This window comes from Jiangella ureilytica (genome assembly GCF_004348545.1).
Lineage (GTDB): Bacteria > Actinomycetota > Actinomycetes > Jiangellales > Jiangellaceae > Jiangella > Jiangella ureilytica.
In genome coordinates this window covers 1-18,837 of record NZ_SMKL01000066.1, presented here as the reverse complement: position 1 = coordinate 18,837, position 18,837 = coordinate 1, and the positions used below count along the sequence as shown (strand labels likewise).

General features: G+C 74.3%; 18 protein-coding genes and 1 tRNA gene. 8 read left to right on the top strand and 11 right to left on the bottom strand.

Annotation, left to right across the window (positions count from 1 at the left end; genetic code table 11):
* The first annotated feature begins 86 nt into the window (after positions 1-86).
* Both E1212_RS22970 and E1212_RS22965 read left to right on the top strand, forming a co-directional pair.
* Complete coding sequence (locus E1212_RS22970) at positions 87-1,340, top strand: ROK family transcriptional regulator (protein ID WP_476702853.1); 1,254 nt, start codon at positions 87-89, stop codon at positions 1,338-1,340.
* A gap of 67 nt (positions 1,341-1,407) precedes the next feature.
* Positions 1,408-3,192: a gamma-glutamyltransferase family protein gene (locus E1212_RS22965; protein ID WP_131986790.1), complete on the top strand. Its 1,785-nt coding sequence runs from the start codon at positions 1,408-1,410 to the stop codon at positions 3,190-3,192.
* A 63-nt stretch (positions 3,193-3,255) separates the two neighbouring features.
* On the opposite strand, the gene E1212_RS22960 is transcribed toward E1212_RS22965, so the two are convergent.
* Complete coding sequence (locus E1212_RS22960) at positions 3,256-4,665, bottom strand: Gfo/Idh/MocA family protein (RefSeq protein ID WP_131986788.1); 1,410 nt, start codon at positions 4,663-4,665, stop codon at positions 3,256-3,258.
* 410 nt (positions 4,666-5,075) lie between these two features.
* Here E1212_RS22960 and E1212_RS22955 point away from each other — a divergent pair, with 410 nt between their 5' ends.
* A complete protein-coding gene (locus E1212_RS22955) occupies positions 5,076-5,966 on the top strand; it encodes an SIS domain-containing protein (RefSeq protein WP_131986786.1) in 891 nt (296 codons plus the stop codon).
* A 248-nt stretch (positions 5,967-6,214) separates the two neighbouring features.
* On the opposite strand, the gene sigJ is transcribed toward E1212_RS22955, so the two are convergent.
* The gene (gene sigJ / locus E1212_RS22950) at positions 6,215-7,129 is read right to left on the bottom strand and encodes an RNA polymerase sigma factor SigJ (RefSeq protein WP_131986784.1); all 915 of its coding nucleotides are present in this window, start codon (positions 7,127-7,129) and stop codon (positions 6,215-6,217) included.
* A 129-nt stretch (positions 7,130-7,258) separates the two neighbouring features.
* Between sigJ and E1212_RS22945 the strand changes: the two genes are divergently transcribed.
* Positions 7,259-8,635, top strand: coding sequence for an FAD-binding oxidoreductase (locus E1212_RS22945; protein WP_131986782.1), 1,377 nt, complete (start codon positions 7,259-7,261; stop codon positions 8,633-8,635).
* 114 nt (positions 8,636-8,749) lie between these two features.
* Positions 8,750-9,550: an LLM class flavin-dependent oxidoreductase gene (locus E1212_RS22940; protein WP_131986780.1), complete on the top strand. Its 801-nt coding sequence runs from the start codon at positions 8,750-8,752 to the stop codon at positions 9,548-9,550.
* Positions 9,551-9,630: 80 nt separating this feature from the next.
* On the opposite strand, the gene E1212_RS22935 is transcribed toward E1212_RS22940, so the two are convergent.
* The 3 genes from E1212_RS22935 to E1212_RS22925 are packed head-to-tail and all read right to left on the bottom strand — an operon-like array spanning position 9,631 to position 11,403.
* Complete coding sequence (locus tag E1212_RS22935; protein ID WP_203417119.1) at positions 9,631-9,924, bottom strand: UBP-type zinc finger domain-containing protein; 294 nt, start codon at positions 9,922-9,924, stop codon at positions 9,631-9,633.
* 13 nt (positions 9,925-9,937) lie between these two features.
* A complete protein-coding gene (locus E1212_RS22930) occupies positions 9,938-10,933 on the bottom strand; it encodes a phosphotransferase enzyme family protein (protein ID WP_131986776.1) in 996 nt (331 codons plus the stop codon).
* The gene (locus E1212_RS22925) at positions 10,930-11,403 is read right to left on the bottom strand and encodes an OsmC family protein (RefSeq protein WP_131986774.1); all 474 of its coding nucleotides are present in this window, start codon (positions 11,401-11,403) and stop codon (positions 10,930-10,932) included. Before E1212_RS22925 ends, E1212_RS22930 begins: the two co-directional genes overlap by 4 nt.
* Before the next feature lie 33 nt (positions 11,404-11,436).
* Between E1212_RS22925 and E1212_RS22920 the strand changes: the two genes are divergently transcribed.
* Entirely contained in the window at positions 11,437-12,375 is a 939-nt protein-coding gene (locus E1212_RS22920) for a beta-ketoacyl-ACP synthase III (RefSeq protein WP_131986772.1), read from the top strand.
* On the opposite strand, the gene E1212_RS22915 is transcribed toward E1212_RS22920, so the two are convergent.
* From E1212_RS22915 to E1212_RS22890, 6 genes are all read right to left on the bottom strand, one after another.
* Positions 12,359-12,940, bottom strand: a complete 582-nt coding sequence (locus E1212_RS22915; protein ID WP_131986770.1) for a GNAT family N-acetyltransferase — start codon at positions 12,938-12,940, stop codon at positions 12,359-12,361. The genes E1212_RS22920 and E1212_RS22915 overlap by 17 nt on opposite strands.
* On the bottom strand, positions 12,937-13,404 hold the full coding sequence (locus E1212_RS22910) for a MarR family winged helix-turn-helix transcriptional regulator (RefSeq protein ID WP_131986769.1): 468 nt from the start codon (positions 13,402-13,404) through the stop codon (positions 12,937-12,939). The genes E1212_RS22915 and E1212_RS22910 overlap by 4 nt, the downstream gene beginning before the upstream one ends.
* Before the next feature lie 63 nt (positions 13,405-13,467).
* Positions 13,468-13,656, bottom strand: a complete 189-nt coding sequence (locus E1212_RS22905) for a hypothetical protein (protein ID WP_131986767.1) — start codon at positions 13,654-13,656, stop codon at positions 13,468-13,470.
* A 300-nt stretch (positions 13,657-13,956) separates the two neighbouring features.
* A tRNA-Arg gene (locus E1212_RS22900) sits at positions 13,957-14,029 on the bottom strand.
* A 65-nt stretch (positions 14,030-14,094) separates the two neighbouring features.
* The gene (gene map, locus E1212_RS22895; protein ID WP_131986765.1) at positions 14,095-14,862 is read right to left on the bottom strand and encodes a type I methionyl aminopeptidase; all 768 of its coding nucleotides are present in this window, start codon (positions 14,860-14,862) and stop codon (positions 14,095-14,097) included.
* Between the two features lie 79 nt (positions 14,863-14,941).
* Positions 14,942-15,469, bottom strand: coding sequence for a LacI family DNA-binding transcriptional regulator (locus tag E1212_RS22890; protein WP_203417118.1), 528 nt, complete (start codon positions 15,467-15,469; stop codon positions 14,942-14,944).
* A 64-nt stretch (positions 15,470-15,533) separates the two neighbouring features.
* Here E1212_RS22890 and E1212_RS22885 point away from each other — a divergent pair, with 64 nt between their 5' ends.
* The gene (locus E1212_RS22885; RefSeq protein ID WP_131986763.1) at positions 15,534-16,070 is read left to right on the top strand and encodes a CGNR zinc finger domain-containing protein; all 537 of its coding nucleotides are present in this window, start codon (positions 15,534-15,536) and stop codon (positions 16,068-16,070) included.
* Positions 16,071-16,344: 274 nt separating this feature from the next.
* Complete coding sequence (locus E1212_RS29615; RefSeq protein ID WP_162605596.1) at positions 16,345-18,687, top strand: hypothetical protein; 2,343 nt, start codon at positions 16,345-16,347, stop codon at positions 18,685-18,687.
* Positions 18,688-18,837: the final 150 nt, after the last annotated feature.

The following is an 18,837-nucleotide window of genomic DNA, read 5'->3' as shown; positions in this document are numbered from 1 at the left end:
GTCTCACACCTCCCGCATCCGTGCCGAACCTGAGCGATTCGGGTATAACTAGATAAGAAACCTACCTATCCTGTCAAGGGGTATTCGTGGTGAAGGTCACACCTCCGGGGGACACTGCGGCGGGATCGCCATCGGTCCTCAGACGCCTCAACCTGGCCCATGTACTGCGCATCATCCGCAGCGAGGGACCCATGCCGCGCAGCGATGTCGTGCGTGTCAGCGGCATCTCCAAGCCAACCGTCAACGAGGTTGTCGAAACCCTGCTGGCTGAGGGCCTGATCACCGAGTCGCTCGACGGCGGCACCGAGCGGCCGCGCCGGCCCGGCCCGCGGGCCCGGCTGCTGCAGTTCAACTCACGCCGCCGGCTGGTGGTCGGGGTCGACGTCGAGGCGTCGCGGATCCTTGCGCTGCTGTCCGACCTCGACGGCACCATCCTCGGCTCGGCGCGGCGGCCCACCCCGCACGGCGGCCGCCAGGACGAGGTGCTGCGCGCGGTCCGGCAGACGGTGCGCGACGTCGTGGCGCAGGGCGAGGCGGACTGGTCGGCGGTGCGGGCCGTGGTCGTCGGCACGCCCGGCATCGTCGACCGCGAGTCCGGCACCGTCCGGCTGGTGCCGCAGCTGTCGGGATGGGAGGGCCGGCCGCTCGCCCGGCTGCTCTCCGAGGCGCTGGCGGCCCCCGTGCTGCTCGAGCACGACGTCCACCTCGCGGTCATCGGCGAGTACTGGCGGGGTGTGGCCGCGGGCCTGCGCAACGCCGCCTACGTGCAGATCGACGTCGGCGTCGGCATGGGGTTCCTCATCGACGGCACCGTCTACGCCGGGGCCGACGGCGCCGCGGGCGAGGTGGGCTACCTGCCGGTCGTCCGGTCGCGGCCGGCCACCGGCACCGCCGCCGGGCTCGGCCCGTTCGAGGCGGCCGCCGGCGCGACGGCGTTCAGCGCGCTCGCCGCCGAGGCGATCGCCCGGGGCGAGGAGACCAGCCTCCGGCCGTCCCGGTCGGGAGAGATCACCGCCGCCTCGGTGCTCGCCGCGGCGCGCGACGGCGACCGGACCGCCGCCGGCATCGTCGACACCGTCCTCGGCCACCTCGCCGGCGGGCTGGCCAGCATCGCGGCCGTGCTCAATCCCGAGATCGTCGTGCTCGGCGGCGAGGTCGGCGAGCAGCTCGGCGCCTACCTGCCCCGGCTCCAGCAGCAGCTCGACGCCGCCGTGCCGGCCCCGCCGCGGGTGCACGTCACCTCGCTGGAGGACCAGGCCATCGCGCTCGGCGCCGTCCGGCGCGGCATCGACACCGTCGAGAGGCAGATCTTCGACCAGCTCGGCGGCGCCACCGGGTGACATCATGCCTCGGGGTGGGGACGAATCGGGCACACGAGGCGGACACCCGACCAAGGAACGAGAGGCCATGACGACATTCACGACCCGACCCGAGCTCACCGGCACCCACGGCATGGTCGCCTCGACGCACTGGCTGGCGTCGCAGGCCGGCATGTCCGTGCTGGAGCGCGGCGGCAACGCCTTCGACGCCGCCGTCGCCGCGGGGCTGGTGCTGCAGGTGGTCGAGCCGGAGATGAACGGGCCGGGCGGTGACCTGCCGGTCGTCGGCTGGGACGCCGCCGCCGGCGAGCCGTTCGTGGTCTGCGGCCAGGGCGTCGCGCCGGCCGCCGCCACCAGTGCCGCCGTCCGCGACCTCGGCGTCGAGGTGGTCCCGGGGACGGGGCTGCTGCCCGCCGTCGTGCCCGGGGCGTTCGGCGGCTGGATGCTGCTCCTGCAGCGCTACGGCACCATGCGCCCGCGCGACGTCATGTCCTACGCCATCGAGTACGCCGGCGGCGGCTTTCCGCTGGGGGCGTCGGCGGCGCGGGTCATCGGCGAGTCGGCGGCCTGGTTTCGCACCCACTGGCCGACGTCGGCCGCGCTGTGGCTGAGGGGCGCGGCGGGCGCGGCGCCGGGGGCGGGCGACCGGTTCGTCAACGCCGAGCTCGCGGCGACCTACGAGCGGATCGTCGCCGAGGCCGAGGCCGGCTCCGGCGACCGCGACGAGCAGATCGAGCGGGCCCGGCGGGCCTATTACGAGGGGTTCGTCGCCGAGGCGCTGACGGCGTTCGCGGCGACCGAGGTCATGGACGAGAGCGGTGCGGCGCACCGCGGGCTGCTCACCGCGGGCGACCTGGCCGCGTGGCGCGCGACCGTCGAGGACCCCGTCGCGTACGACTACCACGGCCACACCGTCCTCAAGGCCGGGCCATGGAGCCAGGGCCCGGTGTTCCTGCAGCAGCTCGCCTTGCTCGACGCCGCCGGTCTGGGCTCTGCCGAGCCGGACGGCGCGGACTTCGTCCACCTCGTCGTCGAGTCGGCGAAGCTGGCCTTCGCCGACCGCGAGGCGTTCTACGGCGACCCGGCGTTCGCCGAGGTGCCGCTGGCGGCACTGCTGGCGCCGTCGTACGCCCAGGAGCGGGCCCGCCTCGTCGACGCGGCCGCCGCCGACACCGGGCCGCTGCGTCCCGGCCGGCCCGCCGGTCGTGAGCCGCGGCTCCCGCGTCCGCCGTCGGCCGTCGCGCAGCCACTCGGCAGCGGGAGCGGCGAGCCCACCTGGGCCGGCACCCACGGCGACACCTGCCACCTCGACGTCGCCGACCGCTGGGGCAACGTCGTCTCGTGCACCCCTAGCGGCGGCTGGCTGCAGAGCTCGCCGGCCGTGCCGGGCCTGGGCTTCGGCCTGGGCACCCGGGGCCAGATGTTCTGGCTCGAGGACGGCCTGCCGAACTCGCTGGCCCCGGGCAAGCGCCCGCGCACCACGCTGACGCCGAGCCTGGTGCTGCGGCCCGACGGGTCGCGGCTCGCGTTCGGGACGCCGGGCGGTGACCAGCAGGACCAGTGGTCGCTGCTGTTCCTGCTGCGCCTGGTCCACCACGGGCACGGCCTGCAGCAGGCCATCGACGCGCCCGCCTGGCACACCACGCACTTCACGTCGTCGTTCTACCCGCGCGGCAGCGAGCCCGGCGCGCTGTACATCGAGGGCCGCGTCGGCGAGCGGGTGCTGCAGGGGCTGCGCGCGAGGGGCCACCGCGTCACCGTCGAGGACGACTGGTCGCTCGGCCGGGTCTCCGCCGCCGGCCACGAGCCCGGCGGGTTCCTCCGCGCGGCGGCCAACCCGCGCGGGATGCAGGGCTACGCCGTCGGCCGCTGACGACCCCCGCCCGCGCCCGCGCCCCCGGCCACGACGGTGACCGGGGGCGCGGGCGTGGGGTCGTCACACCTCGGCGGGCTGCTCCGAGTTGATGTTCGGCCGGTCCTCGCGCCAGTGGCCGCGGGTGAAGTCGGGCACCTTCACCGCCCGGCTGCCGCGCTTCACCGACTCGTGGCTCAGCGGGATCGGGACGGTCCACGTCGCGGAGTCGTAGACGTCGATGTCCGGCGGCAGCCCGAGCCGCAACAGCTGCATCGTCCGGTACACCACGAGCTGGTCGGCGTCGTTCGCGATGCCGGCCTTCCACAGCCAGTGGTCGTACTCGGCGCCGTAGTCGGAGAACAGGCGCCACCGGTGGTCGTCGTGGTCGGGTTCGACGTAGACCTGCCAGCGGTTGGCGAACGCCGTCGTCCGGTCGTCCTCGGTCAGCTTGCCCTTGGACCCCTGCAGCGTGTTTGCCCGCGTGTACGGGTGCGGCGCTGAGACGTCGTGCTCGGAGCGGATGAACCGGCCCTGGACGGTCTGGATGAAGCACATGTTCGTGTCGCCGCAGATGTACTTCTCGCGCCACGACGGGTGGCCGGGCGGCATGTTCGCCGCGCGGTACTCCGAGTAGCCCGCCTCGGGCGACGCCACAGCGATGAGCCAGTCGTAGCGGTCGCCGCGGGTGATCTTCATGGCGTTCGAGATCGGGGCTAGGCCGTGCACCGGATAGAGGTTGGCGTTGAGCCGCGTGTGCCACTTGCGCCGCCAGCCGGCCGGCTCGTGGTCGTCGCTGAAGTTGAGCTCGCGCAGGTCGTGCACGTAGCCGCCGGAGCCGTAGAGCAGCTTGCCCAGCCGCCCGGCCTCGACGAAGCGGAGCATCCGCAGCTGGTCCAGGCCGTAGGAGCGGTTGTGGAAGATGAACGCGTGCCGGCGGGTGCGCTCGCACGTGCGGACGATGTCCCAGAGCTCGTCGAGCGTCATGGCCAGCGGCAGCTCGGTGCCGACGTGCTTGCCGTTCTCCATGGCCGAGATGCAGATGGGGTGGTGGTACTCCCACGGCGTCGCGGTGTAGATGAAGTCGACGTCGTCGCGCCGGGCCAGCTTCTCGTAGGCGTGCTCGCCCTTGTAGAGGGCCGGGTCGGGCTGGCCCGCCGCGCGCACCGCCGCCGCGCCCTCGTCCAGCTTGGCCTGGTTGATGTCGCCGAGTGCGGTGATGCGCACGCCGGCCGTGGCCAGGAACCGGTCGAGCATGCCGCCGCCGCGCATGCCCAGGCCGATGATCCCCACCCGCACGACGTCGTGCCGCTCGAAGGGGACGCCGCCCATGAACCGCTCGCCCTTGCGGCGTTCCGGAGCCCGGCCGGTGGGATCGTCGTCGGCCGCGGCGACGCCGGGCAGACCGGCCATGCCCAGGCCGGCGCCCGCGGCCACGCCGGTGCCGAGGAGCGCGCGCCGGGTCAGGCCCGGCGATTCGGACTCAGGTGCCATGACTACCTCCTGCTGTTGAGGTTCGGTGGACCGTTCGGCTCACCGGGGTCGGCAAGGCATGGCGAAGCTGTCGTGGAACGGCGGACCCCGGTGGATCGGTTCGACGGAACTCGGGTGGCCGCCGAAGGAGCTCCGGCGGCTTCAACACGCTCAGGTCAACGCTCTGAGGGCTTCACCGAGGGCGGCGAATGCACCCCAATGGGCACATCCTGTCGACGCCGCGTGCTCGATGTCAAGCGTTCTCGACTGAAAAACGTCATGAACGCTCACACTCGCTCAGTGCCGGCGGCCTCTCGCGCGTCGCGCGTGCCGCCGAGCCCAATGATTGTCAAGACTGGACTGCACTAACGTGACTGATAACATCGCATATCGCTCACATCTGACCACGCGCGATCGACCGTTGGAGGACCATGGTGCTGGGCGGCGGACACGTGCTGAAGGAGATCGACAGTCAGGGCGACTGCTGGCGGCGTGCGTCCCAGGTCGCCCACGAGAACGCGGGCGTGCTGCCGCGCGACGGCGACCGTGTCGCCGTCGTCGGCTGCGGCACCTCGTGGTTCATGGCCCAGGCGTACGCCGCCCTGCGTGAGGCGAGCGGTCACGGCGAGACGGACGCGTTCGCCGCGTCCGAGTTCCCCGAGGGCCGGTCCTACGACCGCGTCCTCGCCATCACTCGCTCCGGCACCACCACCGAGGTCCTGCAGCTGCTCGACCGCCTGCGCGGGGTCCCGGCCACCGCCGTCACCGCCGTGCCCGACGCCGAGGTCGCCGACGCCGCCGACGAGCTGGTCGTGCTCGACTTCGCCGACGAGAGGTCGGTGGTGCAGACCCGGTTCGCCACGACCGCCTTGACGATGCTGCGCGCGCACCTCGGCGCGCCGGTCGACCAGGCGCTCGCCGATCTCGAGCACGCCCTCGCCTGGCCCATCGGCGACGACCTGCTGGAGCGCCGTCCGTACACCTTCCTCGGCACCGGCTGGACCACCGGACTGGCGCAGGAGGCCGCGCTGAAGATGCGCGAGGCGTCGCTGTCGTGGGCCGACGCCTACCCCGCCATGGACTACCGCCACGGCCCGGTCAGCCTGACCGACGGCGCCAGCCTGGTCTGGTTCCTCGGCGGGCTGGTGCCCGGCGGCCTGGGCGAGGAGGTTACGGCCCTCGGCGCCACCGTCGTCGCCGACCCGCTCGACCCCGTCGCGGACCTCGTCCGCGTCCAGCGCCTGGCTGTCGCCGCCGCCCTCGCCAAGGGTTTCGATCCCGACCGGCCGCGCAACCTCACCCGGTCGGTGATTTTGTCCTGAGGCGACGACGGCCTTGGCCGCTGGTCGCACCGCCGTCGACTTCAGGCCGATGCGGCGCCGGTCCGCCGCCGACGAGGCTCGTGGCGATGGCCACACATCGCCGGCCCGACCGGCCGGACCCACCGCCGCCGCGGTGGCCGTCCTCGGCGCGCAGCCGGTGGCGCTGATGCCCACCGGCGTCACGGACGTGCCGAGCGCCGGCACCTCGTCCGCGGGTCACCTACGGGCGGAGCGCCCTGGGTTCATGATCAGCCGGTGGTCCAGCTGCGCAGCTTCTCCGGGTTGCGCACCGCCCAGATGCGCGTGATCCGGTCGCCGTCGACATCGAAGGCCAGCACGGTCACCGTCGCCCCGTCGCGCTGCAGCACCAGGCCGGGCCGGCCGTTGACCGTCCGTTCCAGCACCTGCAGCGACGTCAGCGGGGCGACGACCTCGACGAGGAAGCGGGCGATGCCCTCGCCGGTGCGCACCGGGTCGAGCGAGGCGGGGACGATGCCGCCGCCGTCGCTGATCGCCGTCGCGTCGGGGTCGAGCAGTCCGACGAGGGCCTGGATGTCCTTGGCCGCCCAGGCGTCCTTGAAGTCGCGGACGAGCTCGGCGTGCCGGTCGGCCGGGACGGCGGGCGCCCGGGTCGCGTCGATGCGGCGGCGGGCCGACGAGGCCAGCTTGCGGCAGGCGGCCGGCGTGCGTCCGACGATCTCGGCCACCTCGGGGAAGGAGTAGCGGAACACGTCGTGCAGCACGAACGCCACGCGCTCGGCCGGGGTCATGGAGTCGAGGACGACGAGGAAGGCCATGCTGATCGACTCGTCGAGGGTGACGCGGTCGGCCGGGTCCGCGGCCTCGGCGGCCTCGGTGGCCGGGCGGCCGGTGACCCACTCCGTGCGGTCCGGCACCGGCTCGGGGATCCACTCGCCGACGTAGCTCTCGCGCCGGGCCCGGGCGGAACCGAGCTGATCGAGGCAGATGCGGCTCGCGACGGTGGTCAGCCAGGCCGCGGGGGTCTCGACGGCGTCGCGCTGCTCCTCCGGCATCGCGTACCAGCGAGCGTAGGTCTCCTGCACCACGTCCTCGGCGTCGGTGAGCGAGCCGAGCAGCCGGTACGCCAGGTTGATCAGCCGGCGCCGCTCGCTCATGATCGCCGTCAGGCTCGGATCGGTCATCAGGCACCTCCTCCCGTACTGATGACGAACGAGCGGGCCGACGTGTGACCTCGGCGGGTCGGAGTCACACTTCGCGCGGCCGCATCGTCAAGCGAGGAACGACACATCTCGCGACGAGGACGGCTCGACATGATCGACAACCAGCTACCCCTCCCCCAGCTCCGTTCCATGGTCGACGGACAGGTCATCGTGCCCGGCGACGACGGCTACGACGCGGCTCGCGCCCTGCTCGCCGGCGGCTTCGACCGGCGCCCGGCGGCGATCGTCCGCCCGGACGGCGCGGCCGGCGTGGCCGCGGCCGTCGGCGTCGCCCGCGACGTCGGTGTCCCCCTGTCGGTGCGCGCCGGCGGGCACAGCGCCGCCGGCCACGGCGTGATCGACGACGGCCTCGTCGTCGACGTGCGCGGGCTCACCGGGCTCGACATCGACCTCGAGACGCGCACCGCGTGGGCCGGCGGCGGGCTGACCGCCGGGGCGTACACGACGGCGGCCGCCGAGCACGGGCTGGCCACAGGGTTCGGCGACACCGGCTCGGTGGGCATCGGCGGCATCACCTTGGGCGGCGGCGTCGGCCACCTCTCCCGGCTGCACGGCCTGACGATCGACAACCTGCTCGCCGCCGAGGTCGTCACCGCCGACGGGCCGATCCTGCACGTGGACGCGGACACCCACCCGGACCTGTTCTGGGCGATCCGCGGCGGCGGCGGCAACTTCGGCGTCGTCACCCGGTTCCGGTACCGCCTGCACGAGCTCCCGTCGATCGTCGGCGGGCTGCTCCTGCTGCCGGCGACCGCCGAGAACATCGCGGCGTTCGCCGCCGCGGCCGCCGCCGCGCCGGACCAGCTCAGCACCATCGCCACCGTCATGCCCGCCCCGCCGCTGCCGTTCGTCCCCGCACACCTGCGCGGGCAGCTCGTCATCATGGGCACGCTCTGCTACGCCGGCCCGGCGGAGGCGGGCCGGCAGGCGATCGCCCCGTTCCGCGGCATCGCCACGCCCGTGGCCGACCTGGTGCGCCCGATGCCGTACCCGGGTCTGTTCCCGCCGGACGATCCCGCCGCGCCCCGGCCGGTCACCGTCGGCACCACGGGCTACCTCGACCACGTCGACCTCGCCACCGCCGAGACGATCGTCGCCCACCTGACCAGGTCGGACGCGCCGCTGCGGCTGGTCCAGCTGCGGGTCCTCGGCGGCGCGATCTCACGGGTGCCCGACGACGCGACGGCCTATGGCCACCGGGCCGCGAAGGTCATGGTCAACGTGGTGTCGATGGTGCTCGGCCCGCAGGACCGGCCGGGCCGGCGGCAGTGGGTCGACGAGCTCACCGCCGCCCTCGACCAGGACGTCCCCGGCTCCTACGTCAACTTCGTCAGCGACGACGGCCCGCAGCACGCCCGCAGCGCCTACCCGTCGCCCACCTGGGAGCGACTGGCGGCGGTCAAGGCGGCCTACGACCCGGCCAACCTGTTCCGCTCCAACCACAACATCCCGCCTGCCCGGGCCTGACATCGAGTTGACGGCGGTGTCGCGGGCATGGGTGCATGAAGGCTGCGCCTCGCTTCCGAGTCCGTCCGAATCCTTCAAGACCGCCCTGTCGTCGGCTTCCTACCGTCGTCGGGTATGAGGATCGGAATCGGGCTGCCGGCCGCCGTGCCGGATGCGGACATGACCACCATCGGCGCGTGGGCCGAGGCGGCGGAACGACGGGGCTTCGCGTCGGTGGGCGTCATCGACCGCCTCGTCTACGACAACCTCGACCCCCTGACGGCGCTGGCCGCGGCCGCGGCGACGACCTCCCGCGTCGAGCTCGTGACGACGGTGCTCAACGTGAACTGGCGGGGCAACCCGACCCTGCTGGCCAAGCAGCTCTCGTCGGTCGACCGGCTCTCGGGCGGACGGGTGGTGGCCGGCCTCGGCATGGGGGGCTGGCCCGCGGACTACGCGGCGAGCGGCGTGGCGACCGCCGGACGGCTCGCCACGTTCCGGCGGGCGCTGCCGGGCCTGCAGGCGGCGGCGCGGACCCTGCTCGGCGGCACCGTGCCCGCCGCCGTCGAGCGCGCCGCCACCGCGCCGAGCGAGGGCTGGGTGGCGCCGCTGTTCGGCCTCGACCTGCTGCGTTCCGGCGCCGCGACGCTGGCGAAGGCCTGGGCCGACGCCGGGCGCGAGGGCCGGCCCCGGGTCGTGACCGGCCGGTACGTCGGCCTCGGCGCCGCCGCGAACGCCGTCGCCGACGACTACATCCGCCACTACTACGGCGCCGAGTACTTCGGCCCGGCCAGGGCGGACACGTGGACCAGCCCCGCGCGGATCCGCACCGAGCTGACCCGGCTGCGGGACGCGGGCTGTACCGACGTCGTGCTCTACCCGTGCAGCGGCGATCCCGGTCAGGTCGAGCTCATCGCCGACGCCGTCGGACGCTGACGCACCAGCTCACGCCGCGGTACGGGGTCAGGTGCAGGTGCGCACCACCGGTGGAGCACGGCGTGACCGTCGACGACGGCTCACGGATGTGACGGCGCCGGCTCCTGCCCCTCGATCTCGAACGTGAGCTCGTCGGCGTAGCAATACCACCAGTCCTCGCCCGGCTCGTAGGACCGGATGATCGGGTGGTCGGGGTGCTCGTGCGCGTGCGCGGTGGCGTGCTTGCCCGGCGAGCTGTTGCAGCAGCCCACGTGGCCGCACGCCATGCAGAGCCGCAGGTGCACCCAGCGGCCGCCCTCGCGCAGGCACTCGACGCAGCCGGTACCCGACGGCGTCACCTCGGCGACCGTGTCCAGGTGCGTGCAGGTCCTCATGGCCGTCATGGTCTCACGCCCCATGATCGGCGACGGCGAGGGCGGCCAGTCCCGCGCCGGCCAGCTCGGCCCGCACGATCCGCAGCGCGAACTCCCGGCCCTCGCGACCGACGTCGTGGTCGAGGATCTCGACGGCGAACTCGGTGAGATCGGCCAGTGCCCGGACCGTCCGGTAGTACGCGAGCCGGTCCGGATCCGGGTCGACCGGGCCGTAGCCGGCAGCGAACCAGGCCAGCTCACGGGCACCCACCGGGGCGAACCCGGGCAGCCCGCCGACGACGAACATGAGGTCGCGCTCGGGCGGCGCCAGGGTCGCGTCGTCCCAGTCGATGAGCCAGACCGTCCCGTCGTCGCCGAGCAGGACGTTGCCCAGGTGCGCGTCGGTGTGGCAGACGGCGACGGGGTGAGCGGTGCGGTCGCGCAGCCCGTCACCGAGGACGGCCGCCCGGGCGGTCAGTGCGCCGAGCAGCCCGGCGCCGCCGCGCCACGCCGCTGCCAGCCCGCGAACGAGGTCGTCGCCGTCGTCGCCCGCGCCGCCCAGCCGCGCCGTCACCGTCGCCGTCGTCGCCAGCAGCTCGTCCGGGCGGTGGTCCTCGACCGGCAGCGCGCGGACGACGGTGTCGGCCGTCGGCACCGCGTGCACCCGCGCAAGCAGCGCGCCGTACGCCGTCCATTGCGCGGGCGTCATCGCGGTGTCGACCGCCCGCCGGTCGGCGACCCACGGCTGCACAGAGAGCCGCCGCCCGTCCCGCTCGCTCCACAGCCCGCCCTCGTGCGTGCGGACCGGCGCCGGGACGCCGTCGACGCCCAGCTCCGCGAGCCGGGCCGGCAGCAGCAGCCCGGCCGCCGACCCGCCACCGCTCCACTTCACCGCATAGCGCGTGCGATCCCTCTGCGTCACCTGCCAGACCGAGGCCGCCGCGTCGGCGCCATGGCCGATGGGCGTCACCTCGACGAACCGGACGCCGAAGTCGGCGTCAATCCAGTCGCGGAGGTCGTCGAGCCTCACCCGGCCGCGACCGTCACCGTCGGCTCGTGCCGCACGGGCATCCGCACGGACGAGGCCAGGAAGCAGAGCTCGTGCGCCCGCTCATGCAGCTTCGCGGCCTCGTCGGCCATGCCCGGGTGGGCGACGGTGACGGCGCGGCGCAGCACCACCTCGGTGAACGCGCCGCCGCCGTCGGGCGTCATCTCCATGGTGCCGCCGGCGGTGTCCTCGTAGCCGACCACGACGACGCCGGCGGCCGCGCACAGGTGCAGGTACTGCAGCATGTGGCACTCCGAGAGCGCCGCGACGAACAGCAGCTCCGGGTTCCAGCGGTCCGCCTCGCCGCGGAACGCCGGGTCCGAGCTGGCGGCGAGGACCGGCCTGCCGTCGGCCTCGATGTCGTGGCGGCGCGAGTAACCGCGGTACGACGCGGTGCCGGTGCCCTGGTCGCCGGTCCAGCGGACGGTGGTCGTGTAGTGGTGACTGGTCATCGCCTCTCCCGGGGTCGCGATTACGCTGCGAGCATGACAGGCTCCCGCGTGGTCGCCGTCGGCCACCACCAACCCGACCGGGTGCTCACCAACGCCGAGCTCGCCACCATGGTGGACACCAGCGACGAGTGGATCCGCTCCCGGGTCGGCATCGAGACCCGCCGCATCGCCGCCGACGACGAGACCGTCGACTCCATGGCCGCGCAGGCCGCGGCGAAGGCGCTGGCCGGCGCCGGGCTCGCGCCCGCGGACATCGACTACCTCGTGGTCGCCACGTGCACCGCCATCGACCGGTCGCCGAACATGGCCGCCCGGGTCGCCGCGCGGCTCGGTGTGACCACGCCGGCGGCCATCGACGTCAACACCGCCTGCTCCGGCTTCACCCATGCGCTGGCGACCGCCGACCACGCCATTCGCGCGGGCGCGGCGACGCGTGCACTGGTGATCGGCTCGGAAAAGCTGACCGACTTCACCGACTGGACCGACCGCTCCACCTGCGTGCTGGTCGGCGACGGCGCGGGCGCGGTCGTGCTGGTGGCGTCGCCGGAGCCCGAGGTGGGGCCGGTGACCTGGGGCTCGGTTCCGGAGATGTCCAACGCGGTGCGCATCGAGGGCCGGCTCGGCACGTTCGGGCAGGAGGGCCAGGCGGTGTTCCGCTGGGCCACCACCGAGCTGCCGCGGATCGCCCGGCTCGCCTGTGAGCGCAGCGGCATCACGCCCGACGAGCTGGGCGGCATCGTCCTGCACCAGGCCAACCTGCGCATCATCGAGCCGCTGGCCGCACGCATCGGCGCCACGGACGCCGTCGTCGCCCGCGACGTCGTCGAGTCCGGCAACACGTCGGCGGCGAGCATCCCCATGGCGCTGTCGAAGCTGGTCGAGCGGCGCGAGATCGCGGCCGGGGCGCCGGTGCTGCTGTTCGGCTTCGGCGGCGGACTGTCCTACGCGGGGCTGGTCATCCGCTGCCCGTGACCGCGGCGGCCGCGGCCTCGCCGCCGTCGCCGGGCCGGTCCTGGCGGTAGACGTAGTGGAGCGGGTCATCGACCGGGTTGTCCGGCTCCATGCGCCCCTCGGCGACCCGGCGGAAGCCGGCCTTCTCGAGCGCCCGCCACGATGCGGTGTTGGCGGCGACGACGGCGACCAGGATGGTGTCGGCGCCGGGCTGCGTCGCCCAGGTGTCGGCGACGACGGCACGGATCATCGCGGTGCCCAGGCCGCGCCCGACGCGGCCGGGGTCGCCGACGAGGTAGTCGATGGTGACGGCGTTCGGTGGCACCTCGGTCAGGACGGCGAACTCCTCGAGGTAGTCGGGGAAGTCGGCCAGCCGCGACCGCTGCACCAGGCCGACGGGGACGCCGTCGTCCAGCGCGAGCAGGTCCTCGCCCGGTTCCGAGCCGTCGGCCGTGCCGCCGAAGTCGCGCTCGAGGTCGCCGGGCTCGGTCTCGTGGTTCCACCACCGGGCGACGTGCGGGTGCTGGAGCCAGCCGCGCAGCAGCGGGAAGTCGTCGCGCCGGAGTGGGCGGAAGATGAACGTCATCGGCGCAGCCAGCGGGCGCGCCAGTCGTCGTCGGCGCACCGGTCGCACAGCACCGCGAGCGCCGCGAGCAGCGCCGCGCGCTCGTCGCCGGGACCCACCGCCGCCAGCAGCGCCTCGGTGCCGGCAGCCAGGTCGCGGGCGGTGGCGCGGGCGAGCCGGCGGCCGGCCGGGGTCACCTCGATGCGGTTGGACCGGCGGTCGGCGGCGTCGACATGGCGGGTCACCAGGCCGCGCCCCTCCAGCTCGTCGAGGTCGGCGACGATGCGGTTGCGGTCGTAGCCGATGGCTCCGGCCAGCTCGCCCTGGGTGCGCGAGAGCGGCTCGGCGGCGGCCGCGAGGATCGCGTACTGCCACGGTGTCAGGCCGTGCCGGCGCGCGACGGACGTCTCCAGCGCCGTCAGCGTCTTGGCGATCGGCAGCACGAGGCCGGCGAGGTCTGGGCCGGCCGTGCGCGTGAGGACCATGCCGCAACGATAGGCGAGAGGTCGGCAAGATCCCGCTGAGCTGCGGCGTCGTCGCGCATCGGGTCAGGCGCTGTCGCCCGGCCGCACTGTGGACCCCGTCACCCGTAACCCGTACTGGTCGATCACGTGGCAGGCGTGGTCCTTCTCGTCCGCGTGCGCGCGGGCAGCGTTCTCGGCGGTGCCGTAGCGGGAGAAGTCGCGGCTGGTCCACGGGCAGGTGGGGCAGTGGGCACGGTATCGAGCAACGTCCACGCTCGAAGACGTTAGCCGCGCCGGCGCCGCCTCGCCCGTCGAACGGCTCAATGCGTGAGACGACGTTTCCGTTCTTGCGGTGCGGCGCCCAAGAACGCCTAGAGAACGTCGGGAGCTCCATACCGCGGCGCCCTGCAGACCGTTCGTGACGAGCTACGGCGGATGCGGGATGTCGACGCGCGATGAGATGCCATGGGCGAAGCAGCGCTGGGCTCGCGAGTCGCTGTGTCGCCATCCGAGCGGTTCGACGACAGATCGGAAGCAGAGCGTGGCGAAGATCGAGACACCATCTGACCTGTGTGCCCGCGGTAGGATTCGAACCTACGGCCTTCTGCTCCGGAGGCAGACGCTCTATCCCCTGAGCTACGCGGGCTCGGGCCTGGAAAGGCTATCAGCACCCGGCCGTACGGAGCGAACCCGTACTCGCGCGCCCGGCCGTCACGGCACGGTGAGAATGCGCGGACCCTCCTCGGTGATGGCGACGGTGTGCTCGACGTGCACGCTGCGGCTGCCGTCGTCGGTCACGAGCGACCAGCCGTCGTCGGCCATGTGGTAGCCGTCGCGGCCGCCGGCCATGAGGCTCGGCTCGATGGCGATGACCAGGCCCGGCCGCAGCCGGAAGCCCCGCCCCCGGCGGCCCTCGTTGGGCACGAACGGCTCCTCGTGCATGGCCCGACCGATGCCGTGGCCGCCGAAGTCGTTCTGCATGCCGTAGCCCGCACCTCGCCCGGCCGCGGACATCGCGTGACCGATGTCACCCATGTACCCGCCCGGCTGGGCGGCGGCGATGCCGGCGGCGAGGGTTCGCTCGGCGGCCTCGATGAGCTCGAGGTCCTCGGCCCGCGCCGTGCCGACGACGAAGCTGACGGCCGCGTCGGCGTGCCAGCCCTCGACGTGGGCGGCGCAGTCGACGCTGATCAGGTCGCCGTCGCGGAGGCGATACGTGGTCGGCAGGCCGTGCAGCATGATGTCGTTGACCGACGTGCAGATGACGCCCGGGTACGGCGTCGCGCCGAAGCGCGGGTGATACCCGAGGAACGACGACCCCGCCCCTGCCGCGTCGATGACCTTGCGGGCCACCTCGTCCAGCTCCAGCAGCGAGACCCCGGGGACGGCGTGGGCGCGCACCTCGGCGTGAACGTTGGCCACCACGCGCCCGGCTGCGCGCATGATCTCGATCTCGGCGGCGGTCTTCAACTCGATCATGCGGCACCTTCGCGGACGGCGTTCCGAACCTGTCGGCGATAACTATACCGGTATTGAAATCAGGTGGCGGCGACCCACGTCACCGAAGGCGGGCAAGGAGCAGGTCGACCCCGTCGCGGGCGAGGATCTCCACCGGTGGTGCGGTGGCGTCGGGACGTCCCGCACCGAGCAGGACGACAGGGCGACTCGAACCGGCCGAGCGGGTGGTCGCCGCCGTCTGCCACACCAGGACGCCGTCGACGAGTCGGTTGCGGAGGCCGTCGAGCGCCACCCGCTCGGAGCCGGCGTCGCCGTCGGTCTGCTCGATGAGGACGGCGTGGTCGTGGCGTTTCGCGGCCCGGCCGACGGCGGCCGCGAGGGCGGCGAAGAAGGGCGAGCGGAGGTCGGGGACCGCGAGGGCGACGACGCCGACGCGGCCGCTGCGCAGGGCGCGGGCGGTGATGTTGGGCCGGTAGTCCAGCGCGGTGATCGCCGCCTCGACCTTGGCGCGGGTCGCCGGGGTGATGTGCGGGTAGTCGTTGATCACGTTGGAGACCGTCTTCAGCGAGACGCCGGCTCGCTCGGCCACGTCCCGCATCGTCGCCACCATCGAGACTCCGATCGTCACGCGAATATGTGAGTCATTACGTTACGCAACGCATTGAGCCGCCGCAACGCGTTATGTTGGGGTCGTGGACGTCCGGGTGCGGCCGATGCCGATGGACACGCTCGTCGAGCTGGTGAACGGGTGGGGCGCCGAACCACGCCGCGCGGGCGCCCGCTCGCACGTGCCCAGCCGCGCCGATCACGTCCACCGCGCCGGCCTCCCACCCGAGGTCGCGGACCGGCTGACCGACGCCGACCTCGCGGACTTCGCCGACGTCGTGTTCGGGATCTTCGCCCGGCCGTCGACGGCCGAGCGGGTCGAGCGGATCTCCGCCCTGCTGACCGGCCTCGCCATCAGACCCGATCTGGTGATCGACGGCGACCGCGTCCGCCCGGTCTGGCTCACCGCCGAGGACGACGCCCTGCTGGCGGCGGCGCTGCTCGCCCTGCGCGCGCAGGTGGCCGAGCAGGATCCCGGCCGCCTCGGCATCTGCGTCGACGGCGGCTGCGCCGACGTCTACGTGGACATCTCACCGGCCGGCCGGCGCCGGTTCTGCTCGGTCCAGTGCCAGAACCGGGCCCGCGCGGCCGACTACCGCCGCCGGCACCGCGCCGCCCGCTGACTCCGACGGCGGGCACCGCGGCCGCCCAGTAGCGGGCGCGCCGCTACGCAAGGGGAGTCCGGGCCCGCGCGGACCCGGGCTCCTCCCGGGCCGCGTCCGAGGCCGTGCCAGGGGATCGACCGTACGGGTGATTCCTGACACATCAAGGGCCGGGCCGGGGTTCCCCGCGGGTAACCTCGGTCGGCGGAGCGGCTGAAACGCCGCTGAGCAGCGATTCGACCGGGTCGGTCCCGGTTCGGGGGGGGACTTCGGTCGGAGGGGAGGCGGGACGTCAGTGGACGGTTCGTCGTTCGGCCGCCGCGTCGCGCTCGCCGCCGGGGCGTTCGCCGTCGCCGCCGCGACCCTCGTCACGGTCGCCGCGCCGGCCGCCGCCCTCGAGGTCGACACCACGCCCGCCGCACCGGCCGTCCGCATGCGCGTCTTCGACCCGGCCGAGTTCGCCGGGCGCGCCGCCCAGCTCCCGCCCGGCCTGGCCGACGCGGTCCGTCGCGATCTGGACCTGTCACCCGAGGAGTACCTGGCGACGGCGGCCGCGGCCCGGCTGGCCGGCGAGGTCGTCGGCTCGCTCGGCGACGCGGTCCGCTCGGCCTGGCTCGACGGCCAGACCCTGCACGTCGCCGTCACCGACCGCGGCCAGGCGATCGCCGCCCGCACCGCCGGCGCCGAGGTGCAGGTCGGCGACGTCCTCGCCGACGCGCTGACGGCGGCCCGGGCCCAGGACAAGCTCGCCTACGTCGACCGCGAGGCCGAGCGCGTCGTCGCCGTGGGCTCCCAGGTCCGCGGCGCGCCGGTCGGCCGGGTCCGGGTGTCGGCGCAGTCCGGCGACGACCACCGCGGCGGCAGCGGGCTCGCCGTCGACGACCAGGCCGCCGACTACCACTGCTCCACCGCGTTCACCGGCACCGACGACGACGGCGACCCGCTGCTGCTCACGGCCGGGCACTGCACCGCGGGACCCGAGGGTCCGTTCGCGTCCGGGGCCCGGGAGCTCGCGCCGCCGGCCCCGCTGTCGGCCGGAGCCGGCGACACCTGGCCCGGCCTGATCGGCGCCGGCATCGGCGACTTCGTGCCGGGCAGCGCGGCCTTCGGCGACGGCCGCGACGCCGCGCTGCTGACAGTCGGCGGCGACGTGGCGCCCGAGGTCGCGGCGTGGAGCCCCGGCACCGGCGACGAACCCGCACTCGCCGTCCACGACTCGATCGCCCCCGTCGCGGGCGCACCGGTCTGCTCGGCCGGCGTCGCGTCCGGATGGACCTGCGGGCACGTCCTCGACGCGCAGGCGACCGTGCCGGTCAGTGGCCAGCTGGTCACCGGCTTCCTCTTCGACGCCTGCGTCCTCCCCGGCGACAGCGGCGGTGCCGTCGTCACCGGCCAGTACGCGCTGGGCTTGAACTCGGGCTCCACCCGGACCGGGCCGACCTGCGCCGACGGCGACCTGGCGGCGGCAGGCGACGACGTCGCCGTGGGCTACGCGATCGCGGGCGCGGCCGGCGTCGAGGAGCTGTACGGCGACGACTTCGACCTCGCGGTCCGGGTCGGCCGGCCCGACGTGACGGCGCCCGCCGACGGCGCCGTCGCCGGGCCCACTCCGACCGTCACCGGGACCGCCGACGCCGCCGAGGGCGCCGTCGTGACCGTCGAGATCGCCGGCGGGCCCACCGTCGAGGCCACGGTCGGCCCGGCCGGGCGCTGGAGCGCCACCGTCGGCGAACCGCTGGACCCCGGCACCCACGAGTACGAGGCGACGACCTCGCTCCGGCCGGCGACGAGCGACCGGACGGTCACCTCCGGCGCGACCACGGGCGAGCTCGAGGTCGCGGCCGTGGCCGACCTCGGCGTCAGCTGGCCGGCGCCCGGCCACGTCAGCACCGACGGCCGGCTGCACTTCGAGGGCACCGGCCAGCCGGGTGCCGGCGTGCGGCTCACCGTCGGCGGCGAGGTCCTCGCCACCACGACGGTCGGCGACGACGGCACCTGGTCGCTGCGCGCGGCCCGCCCCGCCGGCCGGTTCGACGCCGTCCTGACCCAGCACCTGGCCGGGGGCTTCGCCGCCTCCGGTGCCGAGGGCGGGGCCGACCCGGCCGCCGCGCCCACCCTCACCGCAGGCGACGGCACGGACGCCGGCGGGACCGAGGCCGTCACCGTCGCGGGCGTCGGCGTGGCGCCGAGCGCCCCCGTCGTCAGCGCGCCGCTGGGCGGCATCGTGGCGGCCGACGCCGGCCTCGTCCGCGGGGCCGGCCTTCCGGGCGCGGCCGTGTCGGTGCGCGTCGCAGCCTCCGGCGCCGACGTCGCCGCGGTGCCCGAACTGCACACCGAGGCCGGCGCCGACGGCAGCTGGACCGTCCGGCTGGACCCGCCGCTGCCCGCCGGCCGGCACGTCGTCGTCGCCACCCAGACCCTCGACGACCTCACCTCCGAGCCGTCGAAGCCGGTCGTCCTCGAGGTCGCCAGCGGCGCTTCGCCCGGCTCTGACGCGAACCGCGCCGCCGCCTCGGACGACGGAGCCGGCCCGCGCGGCGGGGTGCTGGCCGCCGCCGCGGGCATCGTGGCCGCCGGCGCCGCCGTAGCCGCGACGGTCGCCTGGCGCCGTCGCGCGGGCTCACTGACGCCGCGCTGATCGCGGACACACGTCGGCATCCGGGTGATGTCCCCGCTTGTGGTGTAACTCGTCGGGCCTGACGGCGTGGGTGACCACGCGTGTGGAGGCCATCGTGTGATGGTCAGCGAGACCACGCCAATGGTTCTCGCGGAAGGACACATCACACGA